The 18,817-nt window shown below is 63.5% G+C and carries 19 protein-coding genes, 1 tRNA gene and 1 riboswitch; of the genes, 9 read left to right on the plus strand and 11 right to left on the minus strand.

Annotation, left to right across the window (positions count from 1 at the left end; all coding sequences use genetic code 11):
* Positions 1 to 16 precede the first annotated feature (16 nt).
* Entirely contained in the window at positions 17 to 760 is a 744-nt protein-coding gene (gene lipB / locus NKI06_RS05710; protein ID WP_023670798.1) for a lipoyl(octanoyl) transferase LipB, read from the minus strand.
* A 336-nt stretch (positions 761 to 1,096) separates the two neighbouring features.
* On the opposite strand from lipB, the gene NKI06_RS05715 reads away from it, so the two are divergent.
* A tRNA-Leu gene (locus NKI06_RS05715) sits at positions 1,097 to 1,181 on the plus strand.
* A gap of 200 nt (positions 1,182 to 1,381) precedes the next feature.
* On the opposite strand, the gene NKI06_RS05720 is transcribed toward NKI06_RS05715, so the two are convergent.
* Both NKI06_RS05720 and NKI06_RS05725 read right to left on the minus strand, forming a co-directional pair.
* A complete protein-coding gene (locus NKI06_RS05720; RefSeq protein WP_352762402.1) occupies positions 1,382 to 1,615 on the minus strand; it encodes a GcrA family cell cycle regulator in 234 nt (77 codons plus the stop codon).
* 235 nt (positions 1,616 to 1,850) lie between these two features.
* Entirely contained in the window at positions 1,851 to 2,930 is a 1,080-nt protein-coding gene (locus NKI06_RS05725; RefSeq protein ID WP_352984418.1) for a sensor histidine kinase, read from the minus strand.
* 397 nt (positions 2,931 to 3,327) lie between these two features.
* Here NKI06_RS05725 and NKI06_RS05730 point away from each other — a divergent pair, with 397 nt between their 5' ends.
* The gene (locus tag NKI06_RS05730) at positions 3,328 to 4,260 is read left to right on the plus strand and encodes a TauD/TfdA dioxygenase family protein (protein WP_352984420.1); all 933 of its coding nucleotides are present in this window, start codon (positions 3,328 to 3,330) and stop codon (positions 4,258 to 4,260) included.
* A 57-nt stretch (positions 4,261 to 4,317) separates the two neighbouring features.
* Here NKI06_RS05730 and sucD read toward each other — a convergent pair whose 3' ends face one another.
* The 5 genes from sucD to NKI06_RS05755 form a co-directional block, all read right to left on the minus strand.
* The gene (gene sucD / locus NKI06_RS05735) at positions 4,318 to 5,217 is read right to left on the minus strand and encodes a succinate--CoA ligase subunit alpha (protein WP_352984422.1); all 900 of its coding nucleotides are present in this window, start codon (positions 5,215 to 5,217) and stop codon (positions 4,318 to 4,320) included.
* A 128-nt stretch (positions 5,218 to 5,345) separates the two neighbouring features.
* Entirely contained in the window at positions 5,346 to 6,530 is a 1,185-nt protein-coding gene (locus tag NKI06_RS05740) for a malate--CoA ligase subunit beta (RefSeq protein WP_352651954.1), read from the minus strand.
* Positions 6,531 to 6,548: 18 nt separating this feature from the next.
* Positions 6,549 to 7,523, minus strand: coding sequence for an HpcH/HpaI aldolase/citrate lyase family protein (locus NKI06_RS05745; protein WP_023741625.1), 975 nt, complete (start codon positions 7,521 to 7,523; stop codon positions 6,549 to 6,551).
* A 10-nt stretch (positions 7,524 to 7,533) separates the two neighbouring features.
* Positions 7,534 to 8,724 (minus strand): aminotransferase class V-fold PLP-dependent enzyme, encoded by a 1,191-nt coding sequence (locus NKI06_RS05750; RefSeq protein WP_352537688.1) that lies wholly within the window; start codon positions 8,722 to 8,724, stop codon positions 7,534 to 7,536.
* A 145-nt stretch (positions 8,725 to 8,869) separates the two neighbouring features.
* Positions 8,870 to 9,517, minus strand: coding sequence for a LuxR C-terminal-related transcriptional regulator (locus NKI06_RS05755; RefSeq protein ID WP_352984425.1), 648 nt, complete (start codon positions 9,515 to 9,517; stop codon positions 8,870 to 8,872).
* Between the two features lie 284 nt (positions 9,518 to 9,801).
* Between NKI06_RS05755 and mgtE the strand changes: the two genes are divergently transcribed.
* Both mgtE and NKI06_RS05765 read left to right on the plus strand, forming a co-directional pair.
* Positions 9,802 to 11,220 carry a magnesium transporter gene (gene mgtE / locus NKI06_RS05760; RefSeq protein ID WP_352984428.1) on the plus strand — a complete coding sequence of 473 codons (1,419 nt, stop codon included), beginning with the start codon at positions 9,802 to 9,804 and terminating at the stop codon, positions 11,218 to 11,220.
* A gap of 158 nt (positions 11,221 to 11,378) precedes the next feature.
* Entirely contained in the window at positions 11,379 to 11,765 is a 387-nt protein-coding gene (locus NKI06_RS05765) for a MerR family transcriptional regulator (protein WP_006203215.1), read from the plus strand.
* 311 nt (positions 11,766 to 12,076) lie between these two features.
* Here the strand turns inward: NKI06_RS05765 and NKI06_RS05770 are convergent, their stop codons facing one another.
* Both NKI06_RS05770 and NKI06_RS05775 read right to left on the minus strand, forming a co-directional pair.
* Entirely contained in the window at positions 12,077 to 12,583 is a 507-nt protein-coding gene (locus NKI06_RS05770) for a methyltransferase family protein (protein WP_352984430.1), read from the minus strand.
* Positions 12,580 to 13,590: a heparan-alpha-glucosaminide N-acetyltransferase gene (locus NKI06_RS05775; RefSeq protein WP_023710816.1), complete on the minus strand. Its 1,011-nt coding sequence runs from the start codon at positions 13,588 to 13,590 to the stop codon at positions 12,580 to 12,582. The genes NKI06_RS05770 and NKI06_RS05775 overlap by 4 nt, the downstream gene beginning before the upstream one ends.
* Positions 13,591 to 13,822: 232 nt before the next feature.
* Between NKI06_RS05775 and NKI06_RS05780 the strand changes: the two genes are divergently transcribed.
* Positions 13,823 to 15,022, plus strand: a complete 1,200-nt coding sequence (locus NKI06_RS05780) for an MFS transporter (RefSeq protein ID WP_352984432.1) — start codon at positions 13,823 to 13,825, stop codon at positions 15,020 to 15,022.
* Here the strand turns inward: NKI06_RS05780 and NKI06_RS05785 are convergent, their stop codons facing one another.
* Positions 15,023 to 16,186 carry an aromatic ring-hydroxylating oxygenase subunit alpha gene (locus tag NKI06_RS05785; RefSeq protein WP_352984433.1) on the minus strand — a complete coding sequence of 388 codons (1,164 nt, stop codon included), beginning with the start codon at positions 16,184 to 16,186 and terminating at the stop codon, positions 15,023 to 15,025. It lies immediately after the preceding gene.
* Positions 16,187 to 16,321: 135 nt separating this feature from the next.
* On the opposite strand from NKI06_RS05785, the gene NKI06_RS05790 reads away from it, so the two are divergent.
* The 4 genes from NKI06_RS05790 to cobU all read left to right on the plus strand — a co-directional run bounded on the left by NKI06_RS05790 (position 16,322) and on the right by cobU (position 18,817).
* Complete coding sequence (locus tag NKI06_RS05790) at positions 16,322 to 17,014, plus strand: gamma-glutamylcyclotransferase (RefSeq protein WP_352762382.1); 693 nt, start codon at positions 16,322 to 16,324, stop codon at positions 17,012 to 17,014.
* A 67-nt stretch (positions 17,015 to 17,081) separates the two neighbouring features.
* Positions 17,082 to 17,277: riboswitch (cobalamin riboswitch) on the plus strand.
* A gap of 36 nt (positions 17,278 to 17,313) precedes the next feature.
* Complete coding sequence (locus NKI06_RS05795) at positions 17,314 to 17,493, plus strand: CbtB domain-containing protein (RefSeq protein WP_023706121.1); 180 nt, start codon at positions 17,314 to 17,316, stop codon at positions 17,491 to 17,493.
* Positions 17,494 to 17,508: 15 nt separating this feature from the next.
* On the plus strand, positions 17,509 to 18,312 hold the full coding sequence (locus NKI06_RS05800; protein WP_023707847.1) for a CbtA family protein: 804 nt from the start codon (positions 17,509 to 17,511) through the stop codon (positions 18,310 to 18,312).
* Complete coding sequence (gene cobU / locus NKI06_RS05805; protein WP_023706119.1) at positions 18,305 to 18,817, plus strand: bifunctional adenosylcobinamide kinase/adenosylcobinamide-phosphate guanylyltransferase; 513 nt, start codon at positions 18,305 to 18,307, stop codon at positions 18,815 to 18,817. Before NKI06_RS05800 ends, cobU begins: the two co-directional genes overlap by 8 nt.

Consider the following 18,817-nt stretch of genomic DNA (forward strand, 5'->3'; position numbering starts at 1 on the left):
TTGGTCGAGGTGAGACTCAGCCGGCCTTGCGAGCCGGTTCTGCAGAAGTTGACTCCGCTGCCCCGAAAACATCCTCGAAGGCGGATTTCAGCGCCAGGTCGAAATCGCCCATGGTCACGGGCAGGCCGAGGTCGACCAGGCTGGTGACGCCGTGATCCGGCACGCCGCATGGCACGATGCCGCTGAAATGGCTGAGATCCGGCTCGACATTGACGGCAATGCCATGAAAGCTCACCCAGCGCCGCAGCCGGATGCCGATGGCCGCGATCTTGTCTTCAGCCGGCGAGCCGTCGGGCAGGGACGGGCGCTCGGGCCGCACCACCCAGACTCCGACGCGGTCCTCGCGGCGTTCGCCGCGTACATTGAAGGCGGCAAGCGTGCCGATGATCCACTGCTCGAGCGCGGCGACGAAGGCGCGCACATCCTCGCGCCGGCGCTTCAGGTCAAGCATGACATAGGCAACCCGCTGCCCCGGCCCGTGATAGGTGTATTCGCCGCCGCGCCCCGCGGCAAAGACCGGGAAACGGTCGGGGTCGATCAAGTCCTCGATGCGGGCGCTGGTGCCGGCGGTGTAAAGCGGCGGATGCTCGACCAGCCAGACCATCTCGGCGGCCGCACCCGTGCGGATCGCCTCGGCGCGCGCTTCCATCAGAGCCAGCGCATCGGTGTAGCCGGTCAGGCCAGGCTCGATGCGCCATTCGACCGGCGCTGACCCGGGCAAGGGCAGGAACGACGTGGCGATCTGGCTGCGTTCGGTCATGGCTTTTCGTTTTTCGCTTAATGCACGCCGCTTGGCGAAACCGGCTTGCGCTCTGGGGCCAAATGCATTTGCCCTTCATATGGCGGTATCCGGCTGAAACGTCCAGTTCGCCACGCATTTCGGCCTTCGCGCACGACCCCGAAGATAGGAACGATCTTCGGAAAGGATCATGCGCCAAATCAAAGTGCTGCAGCGTCCTTTGCGCGTCCCACAGGACGCGCGGCGCTGTAGAGGCCGATATGCCAATTTGCGGCGATTATTGCGCGCCGCGCCCTTGTTTCGCCGGAAACGATTTGCTACACGCCGCGAGCCGGTTCGTTCCGGCTCCTACCACGGGCGGTCGTGGCGGAATTGGTAGACGCGCAGCGTTGAGGTCGCTGTGGGGCAACCCGTGGAAGTTCGAGTCTTCTCGACCGCACCATAATTTTTCGGCCATTGAAATCATTGCGGCTTCTCAGGCCGTCGACGCCAGATCATCGCCTTTGGCGCTTGAACCGGCCGCAGCAGAGTTGCAACAAGAGGTCGCAGAGCCGCACGCGAACGCCGTTTGGCTCGCACCGGCCAGCCTCCTGCACCCGAGTCCCCGGCTTTGCCGGTGGCGGGGCAGGGGATGTGGGTGACCTAAGCGGCGCGTCGTTGCGGGAAATGGAGACCCGGACGGGCTCGACGAGGGTCAACGGCCGTCACGACGGTGTGGTGGTGATCGCAGTAGACGCGATCCGGCGACGTCGGCCCGGCACAAAACCGGTAACCACCGGGTACCGAGCGGTCTTCGCTCACCGGGAAGCGGCACTGGTTGAGGCCTAGCTGAATGAGGGGGACGTCTCTAGACGCTGGTCTGATATTTTCACGCATGATGGTTTTCAGTTTCCTGGTTCATAGCCATTGCCGGCTGACGGCCGCGGTGCGACCCGCCGGAGCGAGCTTCTCTCGTTTTGGAGGGCTGTGACCCACATATGGTGCTGATCGCACCGTCAAAGAAGCCCGGCGCCCCGCTTCTGCAGCCAAATCGTTTGCGACTTAAGGCCACACCCGCGAGCGCCCGAAGCACCTGTCCGGCCGGGATTTGCCGGCGCGTCGTTGCATAGCCTCAGTCCGTCGCCGCCGATCGCCTGAAGACGATGGTGACCCTGGTTCCCTCGCCGGCACTCGACTTGACGTCGAATTGCGCCTTGGCATTTTCGGTCAGCGACCGCGCGATCAGGGAGCCGAGCTTGCCTGGCCTGGGCCAGGTCTCACCCGTCGGCAGACCGATTCCATCATCGGCGACAGTCACCCGGCAACCATCGCCGCTGACGACGCTGTGCAGCGTGATCGTGCCGCCGTCGCGCCCGACGAATGCATGTTTGAGAGCGTTGGTCAGCAACTCATTGACGACCAGGCCTGTCGGCATGGCAACGTTGATGGATACCGGATAGGTATCCACCTTAAGGTCAAGGCGGATACCTTCGACTGCGTGCGACGCCATGACGGCGGACGCGATCTGGCTAAGATACACACCAAGATCCACCTCATCCTTCTGCTGGTCAGCCGACAAGGTCTGGTAAAGGATTGCCAATGCGTCTACCCGGCCGGCAAGCCTTTCGAAACGCTTCTGGTCCGGTTCGGTGGCGTTGCGGGTTTCCATCCGGATCAAAGCGGTGATCATCTGCAGATTGTTTTTCACCCGGTGCTGCAGTTCGCGCAACAGGGTGTCCTTCTCCCGGATGAGCTCCTCCGCGGGTCGCGCGTCCTCGGTCTCACCGTGTGCCGTGACGTCGACAAGCGCCACCAGCCGGAAGCAGAGCTTGCCGTTGTCGTCCTCGATAACGTTGGAATAAACGTCGACGATTGCCGGCTTGTCCTCGCCGCGCTCAAGACGAAATGTGCCGACGAAATCGGTGTCTTCAACGACAGCCTCGGCGAGCGGCCTGTCCTTCTGCCGATGAAGCCCCCTGCCGGAAAGGGCCGCCCAGTTTTCCCGCGCAAGCTTCGGCGCCTTGAGGTCCGAGAGCTTCTCGAATTCGGGATTGGCGTAGACGACACGCTCCTTCGCGATCAATTCCGAGACGGCGATCGCGATCGGCATCTGGTCGAGAAATTTCTTGAACTGGTCGCTTTCCAGCGCGGTGGCGAGGTCAGGCGTATCGAGCAATTGCTCGACAGCGTCAGCCTTATCGGAGTCTGTCATCTCGGCGCCTGCGTGATGCGTGGAAGCCATCAATATCAGGCATGCAATTCACCCGCCATCTCCAATATCGAAGGGATACGACAGCGTCACTACTGGTGCGGGCCGCGTCGCGCAGGGCTCCACCGCCTGCTGCTCACGAACGAACTGGACAGAAGGCATTTTCTCAGGGCCGCCGAACTTTGAAAAGAAATGTCTATGGAATTTGTAGAATTACGCTTTGAATGGGATCTCGGTACTGCTCGCCAGCCTTGGCGGCCTTCGCCTCCTGAGTTGAGATCAGTGCTCTCGTTACCAGGCAAGTCGGCTCCCGATGAGGGAGTTGCTCCGCCGATCGCTATGCGGCCGGCAGACGGCGGAGCATTGCCACCAGCCCGCGGCTTTAGAGGAAGAGGTTCCCATGACCAGACTTACCCCCGTAGAGCAGATCATCCCGGATGCCGATATTGTCCCGCTTACCGGACGCGTCGGCGCAGAGATCAGGAACATTCGGCTCTCCGGCGACCTGCCGCAGCAGACGGTCGCGGCGATCAACCAGATCCTGTTGCGGCACAAGGTGGTGTTCTTCCGCGACCAGGCGCATCTCGACGATGCCGGGCAGGAGCGCTTTGCCCAGCGTCTCGGCGACCTCGTCCCGCATCCGACCCAAGGTCCCGTCAAGGGAACGGCGTCCATTCTCGAACTCGATTCCAGCCGTGGCGGCGGTCGCGCCGACCAATGGCATACCGATGTCACCTTCGTCGACGCCTATCCGAAATTCTCCGTTCTTCGCGGCGTCGTCATACCGCCGGCCGGCGGCGACACCATCTGGTCGAACACCGCGGCCGCCTATCAGGACCTGCCCGAGCCGTTGAAACTGCTCGCCGACAATCTCTGGGCGGTGCACAGCAACGCCTACGATTACGCTGCGGTGCGGCCGCGTGCGAGTGCTGCGGAAAAGAAGCACTTCGAGGAAATCTTCACCTCGACGATCTACGAGACCGAGCATCCCGTTGTCCGCGTCCATCCCGAAACAGGCGAGCGCTCGCTGCTGCTCGGCAATTTCGTGCAACGGCTGATCGGTCTTTCCAAAACCGATTCGGCGAAGCTCTACGAGGTGTTCCAGTCCTATGTCACGGCGCCGGAGAACACCGTGCGCTGGCGCTGGAAGGCCGGCGATGTGGCGATCTGGGATAACCGCGCGACGCAGCACTACGCCGTCAACGATTACGGCGACCAGCACCGGGTGGTGCGTCGCGCCACGGTCGACGGCGACATTCCGGTCAGCGTCGACGGCCGCCGCAGCGCCACCCGCACCAAGGTCGCGAAGCCCGTGACCGACAAGGCCGCCTAAGGTTGGGCTGCCTGAGCTTCGGGCCGCCTGAGGCGCAGGCGAACCGGAGGCCGCTGTTCAAGCCGCCTTCTTCATCCCCGCCAGCGTGTCCGCCACCACCTCGCCGAACGAGGACGGCGTCGGCACGATGATCACGCCGGCTTCTTTCAAGATTTCCACCTTTTCCTGCGCCGACTCGCCGAAGGCCGAGATGATGGCGCCGGCGTGGCCCATGCGGCGGCCTTTGGGGGCGGAGAGGCCGGCGATGTAGGCGATCAGCGGCTTTCTCATATTGTCGCGCGCCCAGATGGCCGCTTCGGCTTCCTGCGGCCCGCCGATCTCGCCGATCATCACCACGGCGTCGGTGTCGTCATCCTGTTCGAACAGTTTCAGCACGTCCTTGAAGGAGGAGCCGTTGATCGGGTCGCCGCCGATGCCGACGCTGGTCGAGACGCCGATGCCGAGCGACTTCATCTGCGACGCCGCCTCGTAGCCCAGGGTTCCCGAGCGGCCGACAATGCCGACGCGGCCGGGGAGGTAGATGCTGCCGGGCATGATGCCCATCAGCGCCTGTCCGGGTGTGATGACGCCGGCGCAGTTCGGGCCGATCAGCCGCATGCGGTCCTCGTAGCGGTAGCGCAGCATGTAGCGCTTGACCTGCATCATGTCCTGCGACGGGATGCCGTCGGTGATGCAGACGCAGAGTTTAATGCCGGCGTCCGCCGCTTCCATGATCGAATCGGCGGCAAAGGGCGGCGGCACGAAGACGATGCTGGCCTCGGCGCGGGTCTCGCGCACCGCGCCCTTGACCGTGTTGAAGACGGGCAGGCCGAGATGCTTCTGGCCGCCCTTGCCGGGCGTGACGCCGCCGACCAGCTTGGTGCCGTAGCGCTTCATGTCTTCGGCATGGAAGCTGCCGATCTTGCCGGTGAACCCCTGGACGATGACGCGGGTGCTGCGGTTGAGCAGGATTGCCATTTTCTCGACCTCCCTAGAGCATGATGCCGAAAAGTGTGAAGCGGTTTTCGGACGACATCATGCTCCATCTGTTTGATTTTAGAGACGGATTCAGATTTCAGGTCGATTCGACCTGAAATCATCCGGCTCTAGGCTGCTTTTTTCTTGGTGGCCGCGCGCCAGGCGGCGACGGCTTTTTCGGCGGCTTCGGCCAGCGTGTCGGCAACGATCACCGCCTCGCCGGAATCGGCCAGGATGCGGCGACCCTCCTCGGCCCTGGTGCCGGAGAGACGGACCACCAGCGGCACGTTGACGCCGACCTCGCGTATCGCCTTAATGACGCCTTCGGCGACCCAGTCGCAGCGGTTGATGCCGGCAAAGATGTTGACCAGGATGGTCTCGACATTCTTGTCGCCGAGCACGGCGCGGAAGGATTTCGCCACCCGCTCCGGCGAGGCGCCGCCACCGATGTCGAGGAAGTTGGCCGGTTCGCCGCCGGCGATCTTGATCATGTCCATGGTCGCCATGGCGAGCCCTGCGCCATTGATGATGCAGCCGATGTTGCCGTCGAGGCCGACATAGGAGAGGCCACGGTCGCTGGCAAAAGTTTCGCGCGGATCTTCCTGGCTTTTGTCGCGCAGCTCGGAGATTTCCGGCCGGCGGAACAACGCGTTCTCGTCGAACGACATTTTGGCGTCGAGCGCGATCAGATTGCCGTCGCGGGTCACCACCAGCGGATTGATCTCCAGCATCGAGGCGTCGTAGTCGCGGAACACCTGATAGCAGGCGAAGATGGTTTCGGTCGCCTTGCCGATCAGATTGTGGTCGAGGCCGAGCCCGAAGGCGATCTCGCGCGCCTGGAAACGCTGCATGCCGACGCCGGGATCGACCGATGTGCGCAGGATGGAGTTCGGTGCCTTCTCGACGATGTCCTCGATCTCCATGCCGCCGGCGGCCGAGGCCACGATCATGACGCGCTCTTCCTTGCGGTCGAGAACGAAGCCGACATAGAGCTCCTGCGCGATATCGACGGCTTCCTCGAGATAGAGGCGCGAAATCAGCTTGCCGCGCGGGCCGGTCTGCTGGGTCACCAGCTTGCGGCCGAGCATGCCCTCGGCCGCGTTGGAGATTTCCTCGTCATTGGCGCAGAGCTTGATGCCACCGGCCTTGCCTCGGGCGCCGGAATGCACCTGCGCCTTCAGCACCCATTTGCTGCCGCCGATCTCGCGCGCCCTGTAGGTTGCCTGCTCGGGGCTGTAGGCCAGCCCGCCGCGCGGCACATGCACGCCGTGGCGTGCCAGCAGTTCCTTGGCCTGATATTCGTGGATGTCCATTTTGTCCTCCCTGAACGGTCAATGCGTGGCGACGCGCGGCTCACTAGAGAATTGACCGGCGCGTTCGATTGCCTCGTTGACCACCAGAACATTGCGCGCCATGCGTTCCGACGCGGCGTCGATCATCTTGCCGTCGAGGGCGGCCGCGCCCTTGCCCTGCGCCTCCGCCTCCTTCAGCACTTCGAGGATGCGCCGGGCGCGGGTGACCTCTTTTTCCGGTGGAGAGAAGACGTCGTTGGCAAGCGCGATCTGCGAGGGGTGGATCGCCCACTTGCCTTCGATGCCCAGCGCCGCCGCGCGCCTGGCGCCAGCGATGTAGCCCTCCGGATCGGAGAAGTCGCCGAACGGCCCGTCAATGGCGCGCAAGCCATAGGCGCGGCAGGCGACCGTCATGCGCGACAGAGCGAAATGCCACTGATCGCCGGGATAGTCGGGGTTGAGGCCGCCAATGTTGACCGTGCGCGCCTTGCAGCTTGCCGCATAGTCGGCGACGCCGAAATGCATGGCTTCCAGCCGGCCGGGTGTCGCGGCAATCGCCTCGACATTGGCCATGCCGAGCGCGGTCTCGATCAGCGCTTCGAGGCCGACGCGGGTCCTGAAACCCTTTGCCATCTCGATCTGGTTGACCATGGCCTCGACCATGTAGAGGTCGGCCGGCACGCCGACCTTCGGCACCAAAATGGTGTCCAGCCGGTCACCGGCCTGCTCCATGACGTCGACCACGTCGCGGTACATGTAGTGGGTGTCGAGGCCGTTGATGCGCACCGAGACGGTCTTGCCCTTGGCGCGCCAGTCGATGTCGTTGAGCGCCTGGATGATGTTCCTGCGGGCGCGCTCCTTGTCGGGCGGGGCGACCGCATCCTCGATGTCGAGGAAGATGAAGTCGGCGGCGCTGTTGGCCGCCTTGTCGATCATTTCCGGGCTGGAGCCTGGAACCGCCAGCTCGCTGCGCTGCAGCCGTAATTTCTTGAGGTGGTTGATGGTGTGGCTCATTGTCGGCTCCTCAGGCGGCTTCGGCGACCGGCACGGCGGCCGAGGCGCGGAAATGCTGGATGGCGGCGCCGACGCCGGAGCCGGGCGCCAGCCGTACGCCGCAGTCGAGCAGCGCCATTTCGGCGGCCGAGAGCGAGGCCAGCACCATCACCTCGTTCAGCCAGCCGAGATGGCCGATGCGGAAGACCTTGCCGATCACCTTGTTGAGGCCGCCGCCGAGCGCGGTCTGGTATTTCTGGTAGGCGCGCTTGACCACATCGCCGCTGTCGACGCCGTCCGGCACCAGGATGGCGCTGACGGTGTCGGAGTGCCATTTAGGCGTCTTGGCGCAGAGCTTCAGGCCCCAGGCGTCGACCGCCTTGCGCACGCCTTCGGCGAGGCGATGGTGGCGGGCGAAGATGTTTTCCAGCCCTTCCTCGGCGATCAGGTCGAGCGAGGCGCGCAGGCCGCGCAGCAGCTGCGTAGCCGGCGTATAGGGGAAGTAGCCGGCATCGTTGGCGCGGATCATATCTTCGAAGGAGAAGAAACAGCGGCGGTGGGTGGCGCTCCGCGAGGCGACCAGCGCCTTCTTGCTGACGGAGAGGAAACCGAGGCCGGCGGGCAGCATGAAACCCTTCTGCGAGCCGCTAACCGCGCAATCGACGCCCCATTCCTCCTGGCGAAAGTCGATCGAGCCGATCGACGAGACGCCGTCGACGAAGAGCAAAGCAGGGTGGTTGGCGTCATCGAGCGCGGCGCGGCAGCCGGCGACGTCGCTGGTCACGCCGGTCGCGGTCTCGTTTTGGGTGCAGAAGACTGCCTTGATGCGGTGCGCCTTGTCGGCCCTGAGCCGCTCGGCATAGAGTTCGAGCGGCACGCCGGTTCCCCATTCGCAGTCGATGACATCGACCTCGAAGCCGAGCCGTTCGGCCATGTCGACCCACAGATGCGAGAACTGGCCGAAGCGCGACATCAGCACGCGGTCACCGGGGCTGAGCACATTGGTCATCGCCGCTTCCCAGGCGCCGGTGCCGGAGGAGGGGTAGATGAAAACGCGGCCGATCTCGTTCTTGAACACCGTCTTGATGTCTTCGAACAGCGGTAGCGTAAGATCGGGGAAGGATGCTGCACGCATGTCCTCCATCGGCAGGTTCATCGCCTGCCGGACCTGTTCGGGGATGTTGGTCGGTCCGGGAATGAAAAGATGGGTGAAACCGGCCATGTCGCGAACTCCTCCTGATCCAGCAAAGCGGTGAGGGTAGTTTCGTCTCGACGGCTAATGGCAACAACACCTCAAGGGGTAACATCTTGCCGCGCGCGGGTGGGGGTTGCCTACCCGGGTGACCTACCCGCGGCCAGTCGCTCGCCTACCCCAACGGCTGCTTCTGGGTACGCCTCTCGCGCGCGTAGAGCGCGACGGCCATCGCCCGGTTGCGGACGTCGAGCTTGTCGTAGAGATTCTTGAGGTGATACTTCACCGTGTTCTCGGAAATCCCGGTACGCGTCGCGATCTGCAAATTGGTCCAGCCGTCGGATAGCACGGCCAGCAGTTCGCGCTCGCGCACGGTGAGCAGCGACAAGGGTGTGTCGTTGACCTTGTTGATGTCGATGTAGGGGATGCAGATGCGGCCATGCGCGACGGCCAGGATGGTCTCGAAGATGATCGCCGGATCGTCGAACTGGAAGCAGTAGCCCTGGGCGCCGAGCCGCACGCACTGCTTCAGGATGCCGATGTCGTGGTCGTTGGAAAACACCGCGATGCGCACGCCCAGCTTGCGGCTGTGAACCTCGGCCAGCACATCGGCGCCGTCCATGTCGGAGAGCTTCCAGCCGATAACGGCGACGTCGAATTCCGCTTCGGCTGCCAATTCCAGAAAATGCCTGCCGCTTTGCACGCAGGCCCTGAGATCGAAGCGCCCGTCGCAGTCCAGCATGTCGCGCAGCGCCGATATGACGAGCGGATTGCGTTCGGCGACGACCACACGCACGCGCCGTTCCTCGATTGCCTTCTGCATCTGTGACCTGATCTTCAAGGGCTTCCGGCTGTTCTGGTTCTGGCCTGGGCGGGTCCGGCAGATGGCAGGACCTGCATCATGACAATTCTGCCCCAACCGTGCTCGGGTGCTCTTTCCCCAGCGACATGTGCTGTCGCGCCGCCTGAATCCTGGGCGGCGTCATATCCTGATGAAATCACTCTCGCCCATATGCAGGGCGGGGCGCATTTCGTTTGATATTCCCGTGCGTTGCGCGCTAGACCTGACAGGCACCTTTTCCGAAATTCCCATGGCGGGAGCCGCTGGTGGAACGCCAGGACGACCAGAAGACCGGCGCCAAAGCCGCTGACGATGCCCACGCCGACATCTATGGCGAGGACGGCGCCGTCCTGTCATCATTCCTGGCCCAGATCGGGGCGGCGATCGCCGATCGCGATACGCTGACGCTGAAGCGCGAAGTCGACGACCTGCACCAGTCGGAACTTGGCGATCTGCTGGAGGCCCTGCACCCCGAACAGCGTCGCGCCCTTGTCGAACTGCTCGGCGCCGATTTCGACTTCTCGTCGCTGACCGAGGTCGACGAGGCGATCCGCCGCGATATCGTCGACAATATGCCCAATGAGCAAATTGCCCAGGGCATGCAGGACCTCGATTCCGACGACGCGGTCTACATTCTCGAAGACCTTGAAAAGGAAGACCAGGACGAGATCCTGTCGCAGTTGCCGTTCACCGAGCGGATCAGGCTGCGCCGCTCGCTCGACTACCCGGAAGAGACGGCCGGTCGCCGCATGCAGACCGAGTTTGTCGCCGTGCCGCCGTTCTGGACCATAGGCCAGACCATCGACTACATGCGCGAAGACAAGAACCTGCCCGAGCGCTTCAGCCAGATCTTCGTCATCGATCCAAGCTTCAAGTTGCTCGGCGCCATCGACCTCGACCAGATCCTGCGCACCAAGCGCACGACCAAGGTCGGAGACGTGATGCACGAGACGAGGCACGCCATTCCGGCCACCATGGACCAGGAAGAGGCGGCGCGGGACTTCGAGCAATACGATCTTCTGTCCGCCGCCGTCGTCGACGAGAACGAGCGGCTGGTCGGCGTGCTGACCATCGACGACGTCGTCGACGTCATCCAGCAGGAGGCCGAGGAAGATCTGCTGCGCATGGGCGGCGTCGGCGACGAAGAGTTGTCCGACAGCATTTTTTCGACCTCGCGCTCGCGCGTGCCCTGGCTGCTGGTCAACCTGTTGACGGCGTTCCTGGCGGCATCGGTGATCGGCCTGTTCGACCGCACCATCGAGCACATTGTGGCACTGGCCGTGCTGATGCCGATCGTGGCCGGCATGGGCGGCAATGCCGGTTCGCAGACCATGACCGTCACGGTACGCGCGCTGGCGACCAGGGATCTCGACATCTACAATGCCGGCCGCATCATCCGCCGCGAAATGGGCGTGGGTTCCATCAACGGCATCATCTTCGCCGTGCTGATCGGCATCGTCGCGGCCGTCTGGTTCCGCGATGCCAATCTGGGCGGCATCATAGCGGCGGCGATGATCATCAACATGTTCGTGGCAGCCCTTGCCGGTATCCTGATCCCGCTATTGCTCGACCGGTTCAAGATCGATCCGGCGGTGGCGTCGGCGGTTTTCGTCACCACCGTCACCGACGTCGTTGGCTTCTTTGCTTTCCTGGGGCTGGCCACCTGGTGGTTCGCTATCCCTTGAGAAAGAGGCGTTGCGGGCTCAATTGACTTTTACGTAAATGTGGTGCGAGGCTTGCGCGGGGTTCCATGCCGAGTCCGGCTTGGAACGGGGTTGATCGGAATGCGTTGGAAATCCCGGGCGACCGGGCGTTTTCCGATGTTCCGACATTTGGAGCAAAGATGCGGGAATATTATTCGATCACCGAACTGACCCGCGAATTCGACGTGTCGACGCGGACGCTGCGCTTCTACGAGGATGAGGGGCTGGTGCAACCGGTCCGGCGGGGCCGCACAAGGCTGTTTCGCCCATCTGACCGGCATCTGATCCGCCAGATCATGCGCGGGAAACGGCTCGGCTTCTCGATCAACGAAATCCGCGAAATCATCCAGATGTACAAGGAACCGCCCGGCGAGGTCGGTCAACTCAAGCTGATGATCAAGCGCATCGAGGAGAAGCGCGAGGATTTGCGCCAGAAGCGCCGCGATCTCGAGGAGACGCTGGCGGAGCTCGACCAGGCTGAGGAGTCATGTGTTGAGCGGCTGGTGGAGCTGGGGGTTAATACCTGAGCGGACCGTCGAGCGTTTGCGCGCGCCCGTCGCAAACGTTCGTGATTAGCCGGAGCCCTTCCGCACTTCGTCATTCTAGGGCGAAGCAGGAGCGAAGCTCCGTCGCGGAGACCCTAGAATCCATTCCGTGACATCGGTCGTGGAGTGCAGCGGTAGCGAATTCTGGACCATAGCAACGCTCTGGAGTCCCGGCATGGATCCTCGGGTCTGTGCTGCGTCGCTACGCTCCTTGCTCCGCCCGTGGATGATGAAGAGATGGGCGTTCGGCTAGTCGCCAAGGCATGCGAACCCTGCCAGCGATCACACCCGCCTCAAATCCACCGGCGCACCCGCTTCGTATAGTCGCGGTACTTCTTGCCGAATTTGGCGAACAGCACCTTCTCCTCGCTCTCGATGGCGACCTTCTGCGTTGCAAAAGCCGCGATCAGGGCCAGCGGCAGGAACCATATGATCCCCGAGACGAAGGCGACGCCGATCAAAAGCAGCGTGTTGGCCAGATACATCGGGTTGCGCGTCACGCCGAACGGGCCAGACGTCACCAGATGCTCCGGCAAGCCATTGGGGTTCATCGTCGTTTTGGCCCGGATCATGGCGCGGATAGCGGTGAACCAGAGGGCTGCGACGGCAAACAGCACCACAAAGCCGGCGGCAAACAAAAGGTCGCCCAAGAGGTCGCCGATCCAGGGCAGGGGATAGAACAGGCCGAGCGCGATGCTGATGGCAATGGCGGCGATGTAGATCAGCGGCGGCCATGGGATCAGCCGTGGTCTCGGTAGATCGGGTTTTGCCAGCCCGGGTTTTGTGAGCTTGTCGGTCATTGTTGCCCTCCCTGCGTCATCGGGCTCTCCTCCGTCCTGGCGGTGCAGATGCCGGCGAGTTCACCGAGATGCGCTTTGAACTCCGGGGTCTGGTCGCCATTGTAGAGCCGGTCGAATGCCGCTTCGCTTTGCAGCGTGTCCAGCATGCACACACAATAGCTGGTGCAGAACTCCGTGTCGCGCTGCTGTTCGCAAGATACCTGGCATTCCTTGAGGAAGATCACTTCCCTTGTTTCGACGGGCGCCGGCGCAATCTGCGAGAACAGCCAGACGCAGCCGAACAGCAGCGGCTGGTGGATCAGGTAGAATGCCAGGCTGTGGCGGCCGATGAAGGTGAGCGGCCTGGTCCAGCTTCCCGATGCCAGCGTGGCCAGCCGCGCCAGCAGGCCGGTGGTGGACGCAAACCTTGCCGCGGCGATGCCGAGAAGCACGGCGCCGAACCAGGGAAACAGCGGCACGTAATCGTTGGAGCGCGGGTTGATCGCCGACAGGCCGACCCACCAAAGCGCCGGATGATCGAAGGCTTCGGATCGGAGATAGAGGGGGACTGCGATCACCACCGCCGCCACGACCAGCGTCAGCCAGGAAGGCAGCCGCAGAAACAAAAGGCCGAGCAGGCTGGCCAGCGCGATCTGATGCAGGATGCCGAAGAAGATGAAGCTGTCCGGCGTGATGAAGTACGTGACCGCCGATATAGCGGCGGCCGCGACGGCGACCATGGCAAAGCGTTTCCAGAAGCCGGTCCAGCGGATCTGCCTGCCATGCGCGAGAAACAGGCTGACGCCGACCAGGAACAGGAAGGTCGAGGCGATGCAGCGCGCATAGATCTTCCACCAGCCGACGGCGGTGAGGCCGGGATCGGTGTAGTGGAAATTTTCGAGATCCCAGGTGAAGTGGTAGCTCGCCATGGCGATCAGCGCGATGCCGCGTACGACATCGATGGCGACGATGCGCTTCGGTTGATCTCGCTTCAGTTGATCTCCAGGGGGTGCGGTATGGATGCTCATGGTCTCGCGATCTGATTCAGCCCCAAAGACGACTATCACGGTTGCACCGGACAAAAGAAGGCCGCCCTCTACGCTCCGGGTCGCGCCGTGCGGCTGCATCGCGCGGCGCTTTAGGCCAGAGCCGGAAAGCCTTTGGCCGAATTCGCTTTTTGCCGGGAAGGGGTCGGTTTCCTGTTACCGGCGGAGGAAGCGCCAGCGCAGATTTGGGCTGCGAGTCTGATTTGGGGATCAAATGTCCACCCATGTGCGCCATCCGATCTGGCTGCCAGCCCTGCGTCCGGCGGATGCGCGCACCTTTGCCTCGCTCTATGCGGTCGAATCCTTCGCCCGTGCCACGGTGTCGAGCGTCATCCCGATCCAGGCTTATGAGATTCTGCACAACGAGCAGATCGTCTCGATCCTCTACACCATCGTGGCGCTGCTCGGCCTGTCGGTGACCTTGTTCATGCCGATGCTGATCCGCAGGTTTGACCGGCGCTGGGTCTATACCGCCGGCGCCTGCCTGCTGGCGATGGGCTCGCTGTTCTTCGTCACCCACACGCTTGCCGGGCAACTGGCAGGCATGCTGTGCCGCGTGATGGGGGCGAGCGCCCTGTCGATCACGCTCAACCTCTACATCATGGACCACATCCGCAAGACCGATTTCATGCAGGCCGAATCGCTGCGCATGGCGTGGTCGATGCTGGCCTGGACCGGCGGGCCGACACTCGGCATCTTCCTCTACACACGCTACGGCATCTATGCCGCGCATGGCGCGGTCGCGGTGTTTGCGTTGGCCTTGCTGGCGCTGTTCTGGACCTACAGGCTGGGCGACAACCGGTCGATCCGGCCGGGCAAGACACGGCCGGCCAATCCGCTGGCCAATATCGGCCGCTTCGTAGCACAACCCAGGCTCAGGCTGGCCTGGCTGATCGCCTTCGGCCGCTCCTGCTTCTGGACGACGTTCTTCGTCTACGGGCCGCTGTTCATGGTGATTACCGGCGAGGGCAAGCTTGCCGGCGGCCTGCTGGTTTCGGCCGGCAACGCGCTGTTGTTCATGGCGATCTTCTGGGGCAAAGCGGGAAAACGCTTCGGCGGCCGGCGCACCATGACCTTCGCCTATTTCGCGATGTCGGCGACGCTGCTTGCGGCGGGCGCGGTCGGCACTACCGCGCCGCTGCTTACGGGCTTTTTCCTGCTCTGCGGCGCCTTCTTCACCATCGCGCTCGATGCACTGGGCTCGACCGCCTTCATGCGCTCGGTGCGGTCCTATGAGCGGGCGCAGATGGCCGCGGTCTACCGCACCTATCTCGACTTTTCCGAGCTGACGCCGCCGCTGGTTTATTCGGTGGTGCTGGCGTTTTTCGGCCTCGGCTCGGTGTTCGTGACGCTGGGCATTCTGGCCGCGGTTTGCGGCTTTATCACCTGGCGCTATCTGCCGAAGTCGCTTTGATCAGGAGGCCGCATGCCGCTCGCGCACCCAGTTGTGGAAGCGATGCAGATCATACTCCTCCGGCATCAGCACGCCGGCCGCGTGACGCATCGAGCGCAGGCCTTTCTGGTTGACCTCGCAGATCGCGGCATCCTCCTCCAGCACCTGGGTACCGAAGGCGACGACATTGTCGATGTCGGTCTCGGCGAGCGCCTCGGGCGCGAACAGCCATTCGGCGGTGAGTTCGGCCTGTTCGGGACCGAGCGGCATCAGTCGCACCGTCCTGACATAATCGACATGGCCGACGATGAACATCGAGGGCAGGCTGGTGGCATAGGTCTGTCCGGCCGCACTCTCTGCCGGCGTCAGGCCCGGGAAGACCGGGCCATGGGCATGTCCGTCGCGCGACCAGGTCTCGGCGCCGGCGCGCAGGCCACCCGAAAACTCCGGTGCGTCATTGTCGGCATGGCGGACCCAGTCGGGGTCGTCGTGCCGGCTCATCAGGCCGCGGCCGTATATCGGCACCAGCCGAGACAGGTCCTTGTGGACGCCCGGGCAATGCAGGCACTCGTTGAAGTTTTCCCAGAAGATCTTCCAGTTGCAGTTCATCACCTTGCGCAGGACATGGCCTGATACCAGCGTTTCCAGCGGCCAGTTGGCGAGGTCGCCGGATGCGGGATCGAAGGAGGTCCCGGCGGCGCCGGCCGCAGCCTGCTGAAGGTTCACAAAGACAAAACCGCGCCACACCGACAGCGCCACCCGGTAGAGCGGATGATCGGCCTTGTCGAAACCATCTGGCAGCGATTTCGAGGGAACGCGCACGAGATCGCCGCGCAGCGAGTAGGACCAGGCGTGGTAGGGGCAAGTGATGAGCCGCGCTTTCAGCCGGCCCTCGCTTTCCTGGCAAAGCTGCGAGCCGCGATGCCGGCAGGTGTTGTGGAAGGCGCGCAACTCGCCGGTGTCGTCGCGCAGCACGACGATTTCCTGCGTGCCGACGCGGAATGTCCTGAATGCCAAAGGCTGGGCAAGATCGGCCTCGCGGCAGACGAGCAGCCAGCTTTTGTACCAGATGGCCTCGAGATCGCGCTGGTAAGCCTCGCTATCCCAATAGGCCGATGACGGTAGCGTCGGTTCGGCCCGGCTCAGGCCGTTATAGGGGTCGCGCTCGCTCGGGTTGGGATGCATGGCTGGCTTCCTATGAAGCGTCAGCCGACACCCCGGCAAATCGTTTGTCAATCAGAGTGCCGCATTGCCGGTTGCAGGCGCGGCGCATAATCATGTCGTGGACATGGGACATTCGGAATTGGGGGGATTCGGAACGTGGCCGCACGACAGATGTCGCTTACGCCGGAGCTGGTCGCGCGCTGCTGGCGCGAGATCAGGGACCCCGGGCCTGATCCGGACGCGATGCATCTCGATGAAGCCGACTATGACGCGCTTCTGGATGAATTGCAGGTCGAACTCCCGGATAGCGAACCGCTATGGCTGTTCGGCTATGGATCGCTGATCTGGAAACCGGAAATAGATTATGTCGAGGACCGCGTTGCGCTGGCGCGCGGCTGGCATCGGTCCTTTTGCATGAACATGACGCGCTGGCGCGGCACCAAGGTCAGCCCCGGCCTGATGATGGCGCTGGACCGTGGCGGACAATGCAAGGGCGTCGCCTTTCGGCTGACCGACAATAACCGGCGCGAGCAGTTGGGCCGGCTTTTCCGGCGCGAAGTCACGCTGAAGCCGACAAGCTACCGGCCGCGCATGCTGAAGCTTGCAAGCGAGGCCGGACCGCTCAGGGCATTGGCCTTCGTGATCAACCGCAACGGCCTGACCTATTCCGGCCCGCTCGACGAGGGCAAGGTCGTCGAAAGGCTGGCCACGTCCTGCGGGCACTGGGGGTCGGGCGCCGACTATCTCTACAACACGGTGAAAAACCTTGAAGAGCGCGGCATTCATGATCGCCATCTGTGGCGGCTGCAGCGGCTGGTTGCCGAACGGATCACCGCGTTGAACCCGTAACGCCGCATGGCGCATTCGCGCTGTTGGCCGGCGGAATTTGGTTTGCCGGATGCGGCCGTTTCAGCCTATAGTCATGCATGTCGTCGGTTCCGTTAGGGACCAAGAGGGAATGCGGTGAGGGCTGACTTGTTGCCCAATGCCGTGGCTGCCCCCGCAACTGTGTGCGGTAGTCCTCTCCAAGCCACTGGGGATTTTTTCTTCGGGAAGGTGGGGAAGGGCGCTGATCCGCGAGCCAGGAGACCTGCCGGCGACAGGGAACTGACTTCGATGCCCTCGGGTGGAGGGCGAAAGGACAAGATATGAATTCCGCTTCCGTCTCCCTCGGCGCTTCCGTCTCCTCGCAGTCGCGCTTCATGCAGCTCGTGCTTAGCGCGTTTCTGGGCATTTTCGTCGTCGGCGTTGTCGGTTTCTCGCACATCGATGCGGTCCACAATGCGGCGCACGACTATCGCCATTCGATGGCGTTTCCCTGCCACTGACGAGGATCTGACATCATGAACCTGTTTCGCAACGTCGTGTTCATCGCGGCGATCGCAGGGCTCGTGGCCGGTGTCGCTCTCGCCTGCATGCAGGCCTACGCCACCGTGCCGCTGATCCTCAAGGCGGAGGTCTACGAAAAGGCTGGTGGCGGCCACGAGCATCAGCATGCCGCGGTGCCCGCCGCCAACGCTACGGACACCAATGCCATGAGCACCGCCGCGCCGGCGGAAAATGCGGTGAGCAGCGCAACACCGGCTGAAGCAGCCGCGCCGGCGGAGGACGAAGGCTGGGCGCCGGCCGACGGCTTCGAGCGCTTCGCCTTCAGTGTCGTCGCCAATATCGTCACCGGCATCGGCTTCGCGCTGGTCCTGGTGGCGGTTTCCGAGTTCGCCGGTGGCATCGGCAGCTGGCGCCAGGGCGTGTTCTGGGGTCTGGCCGGCTTTGCCGTTTTCACGCTGGCGCCGGGACTCGGCCTGCCGCCGGAACTGCCGGCAATGCCGGCGGCCGATCTCATGCAGCGCCAGATCTGGTGGTGGGCAACGGTGATGGCAACGGCGATCGGTCTTGCCCTTATCACCTTCCGCACGTCGGCGCCCCTGACCGTGCTCGCCGTCGTCCTGATCGTCGCCCCGCATATTGTCGGCGCGCCGCAGCCTGACAGTTTTGTAACGCCGATCCCGGAGGGCCTGCATCATCAGTTCGTGGTGGCGGTGACGCTGACCAATCTGGTGTTCTGGGTGGTGCTCGGCGCGGTTGTCGGCATAGTGCGCGCGCGCTTCACCGGCACCGCGACCAGCCTGCGCGACACCTTTGCCTGATCGCAGTTTGACCTTCATCATCGGCGGTGCGCGCTCCGGCAAGAGCGTGCATGCCGAAAGTTTGGCGACGGCGTTGCCGCCGCCATGGGCTTATATCGCCACCGCGCAAGCCTATGACGGCGAAATGCGCGAGCGCATCGCGCAGCACCGCTCGCGCCGCGGCGAGGGATGGGCGACCATCGATGCCCCGCTTGATCTTGCAGGTGCGATCGAGGCATTGCCGGACAACCAGCCGGTGCTTGTCGACTGCCTGACGCTGTGGCTGACCAATCATATGCTGGCCGATCATGATCTGGAGGGGGAGTGCCGGCGGCTGGCCGATGTGCTTTCGCGGCCGCGCGGACCGTGGTTCGTGGTCTCCAACGAAGTCGGACAAGGCATTGTGCCCGACAATGCGCTGGCACGCCGGTTCCGCGATGCCGCCGGCCGGCTCAACCAGCAGATCGCGGTCGTAGCTGATATGGTGCTTCTGATGGTGGCGGGGCTGCCGCTCAAGGTGAAATGA

The organism is Mesorhizobium sp. M0772 (assembly GCF_040320135.1).
Classification (GTDB): Bacteria; Pseudomonadota; Alphaproteobacteria; order Rhizobiales; family Rhizobiaceae; genus Mesorhizobium.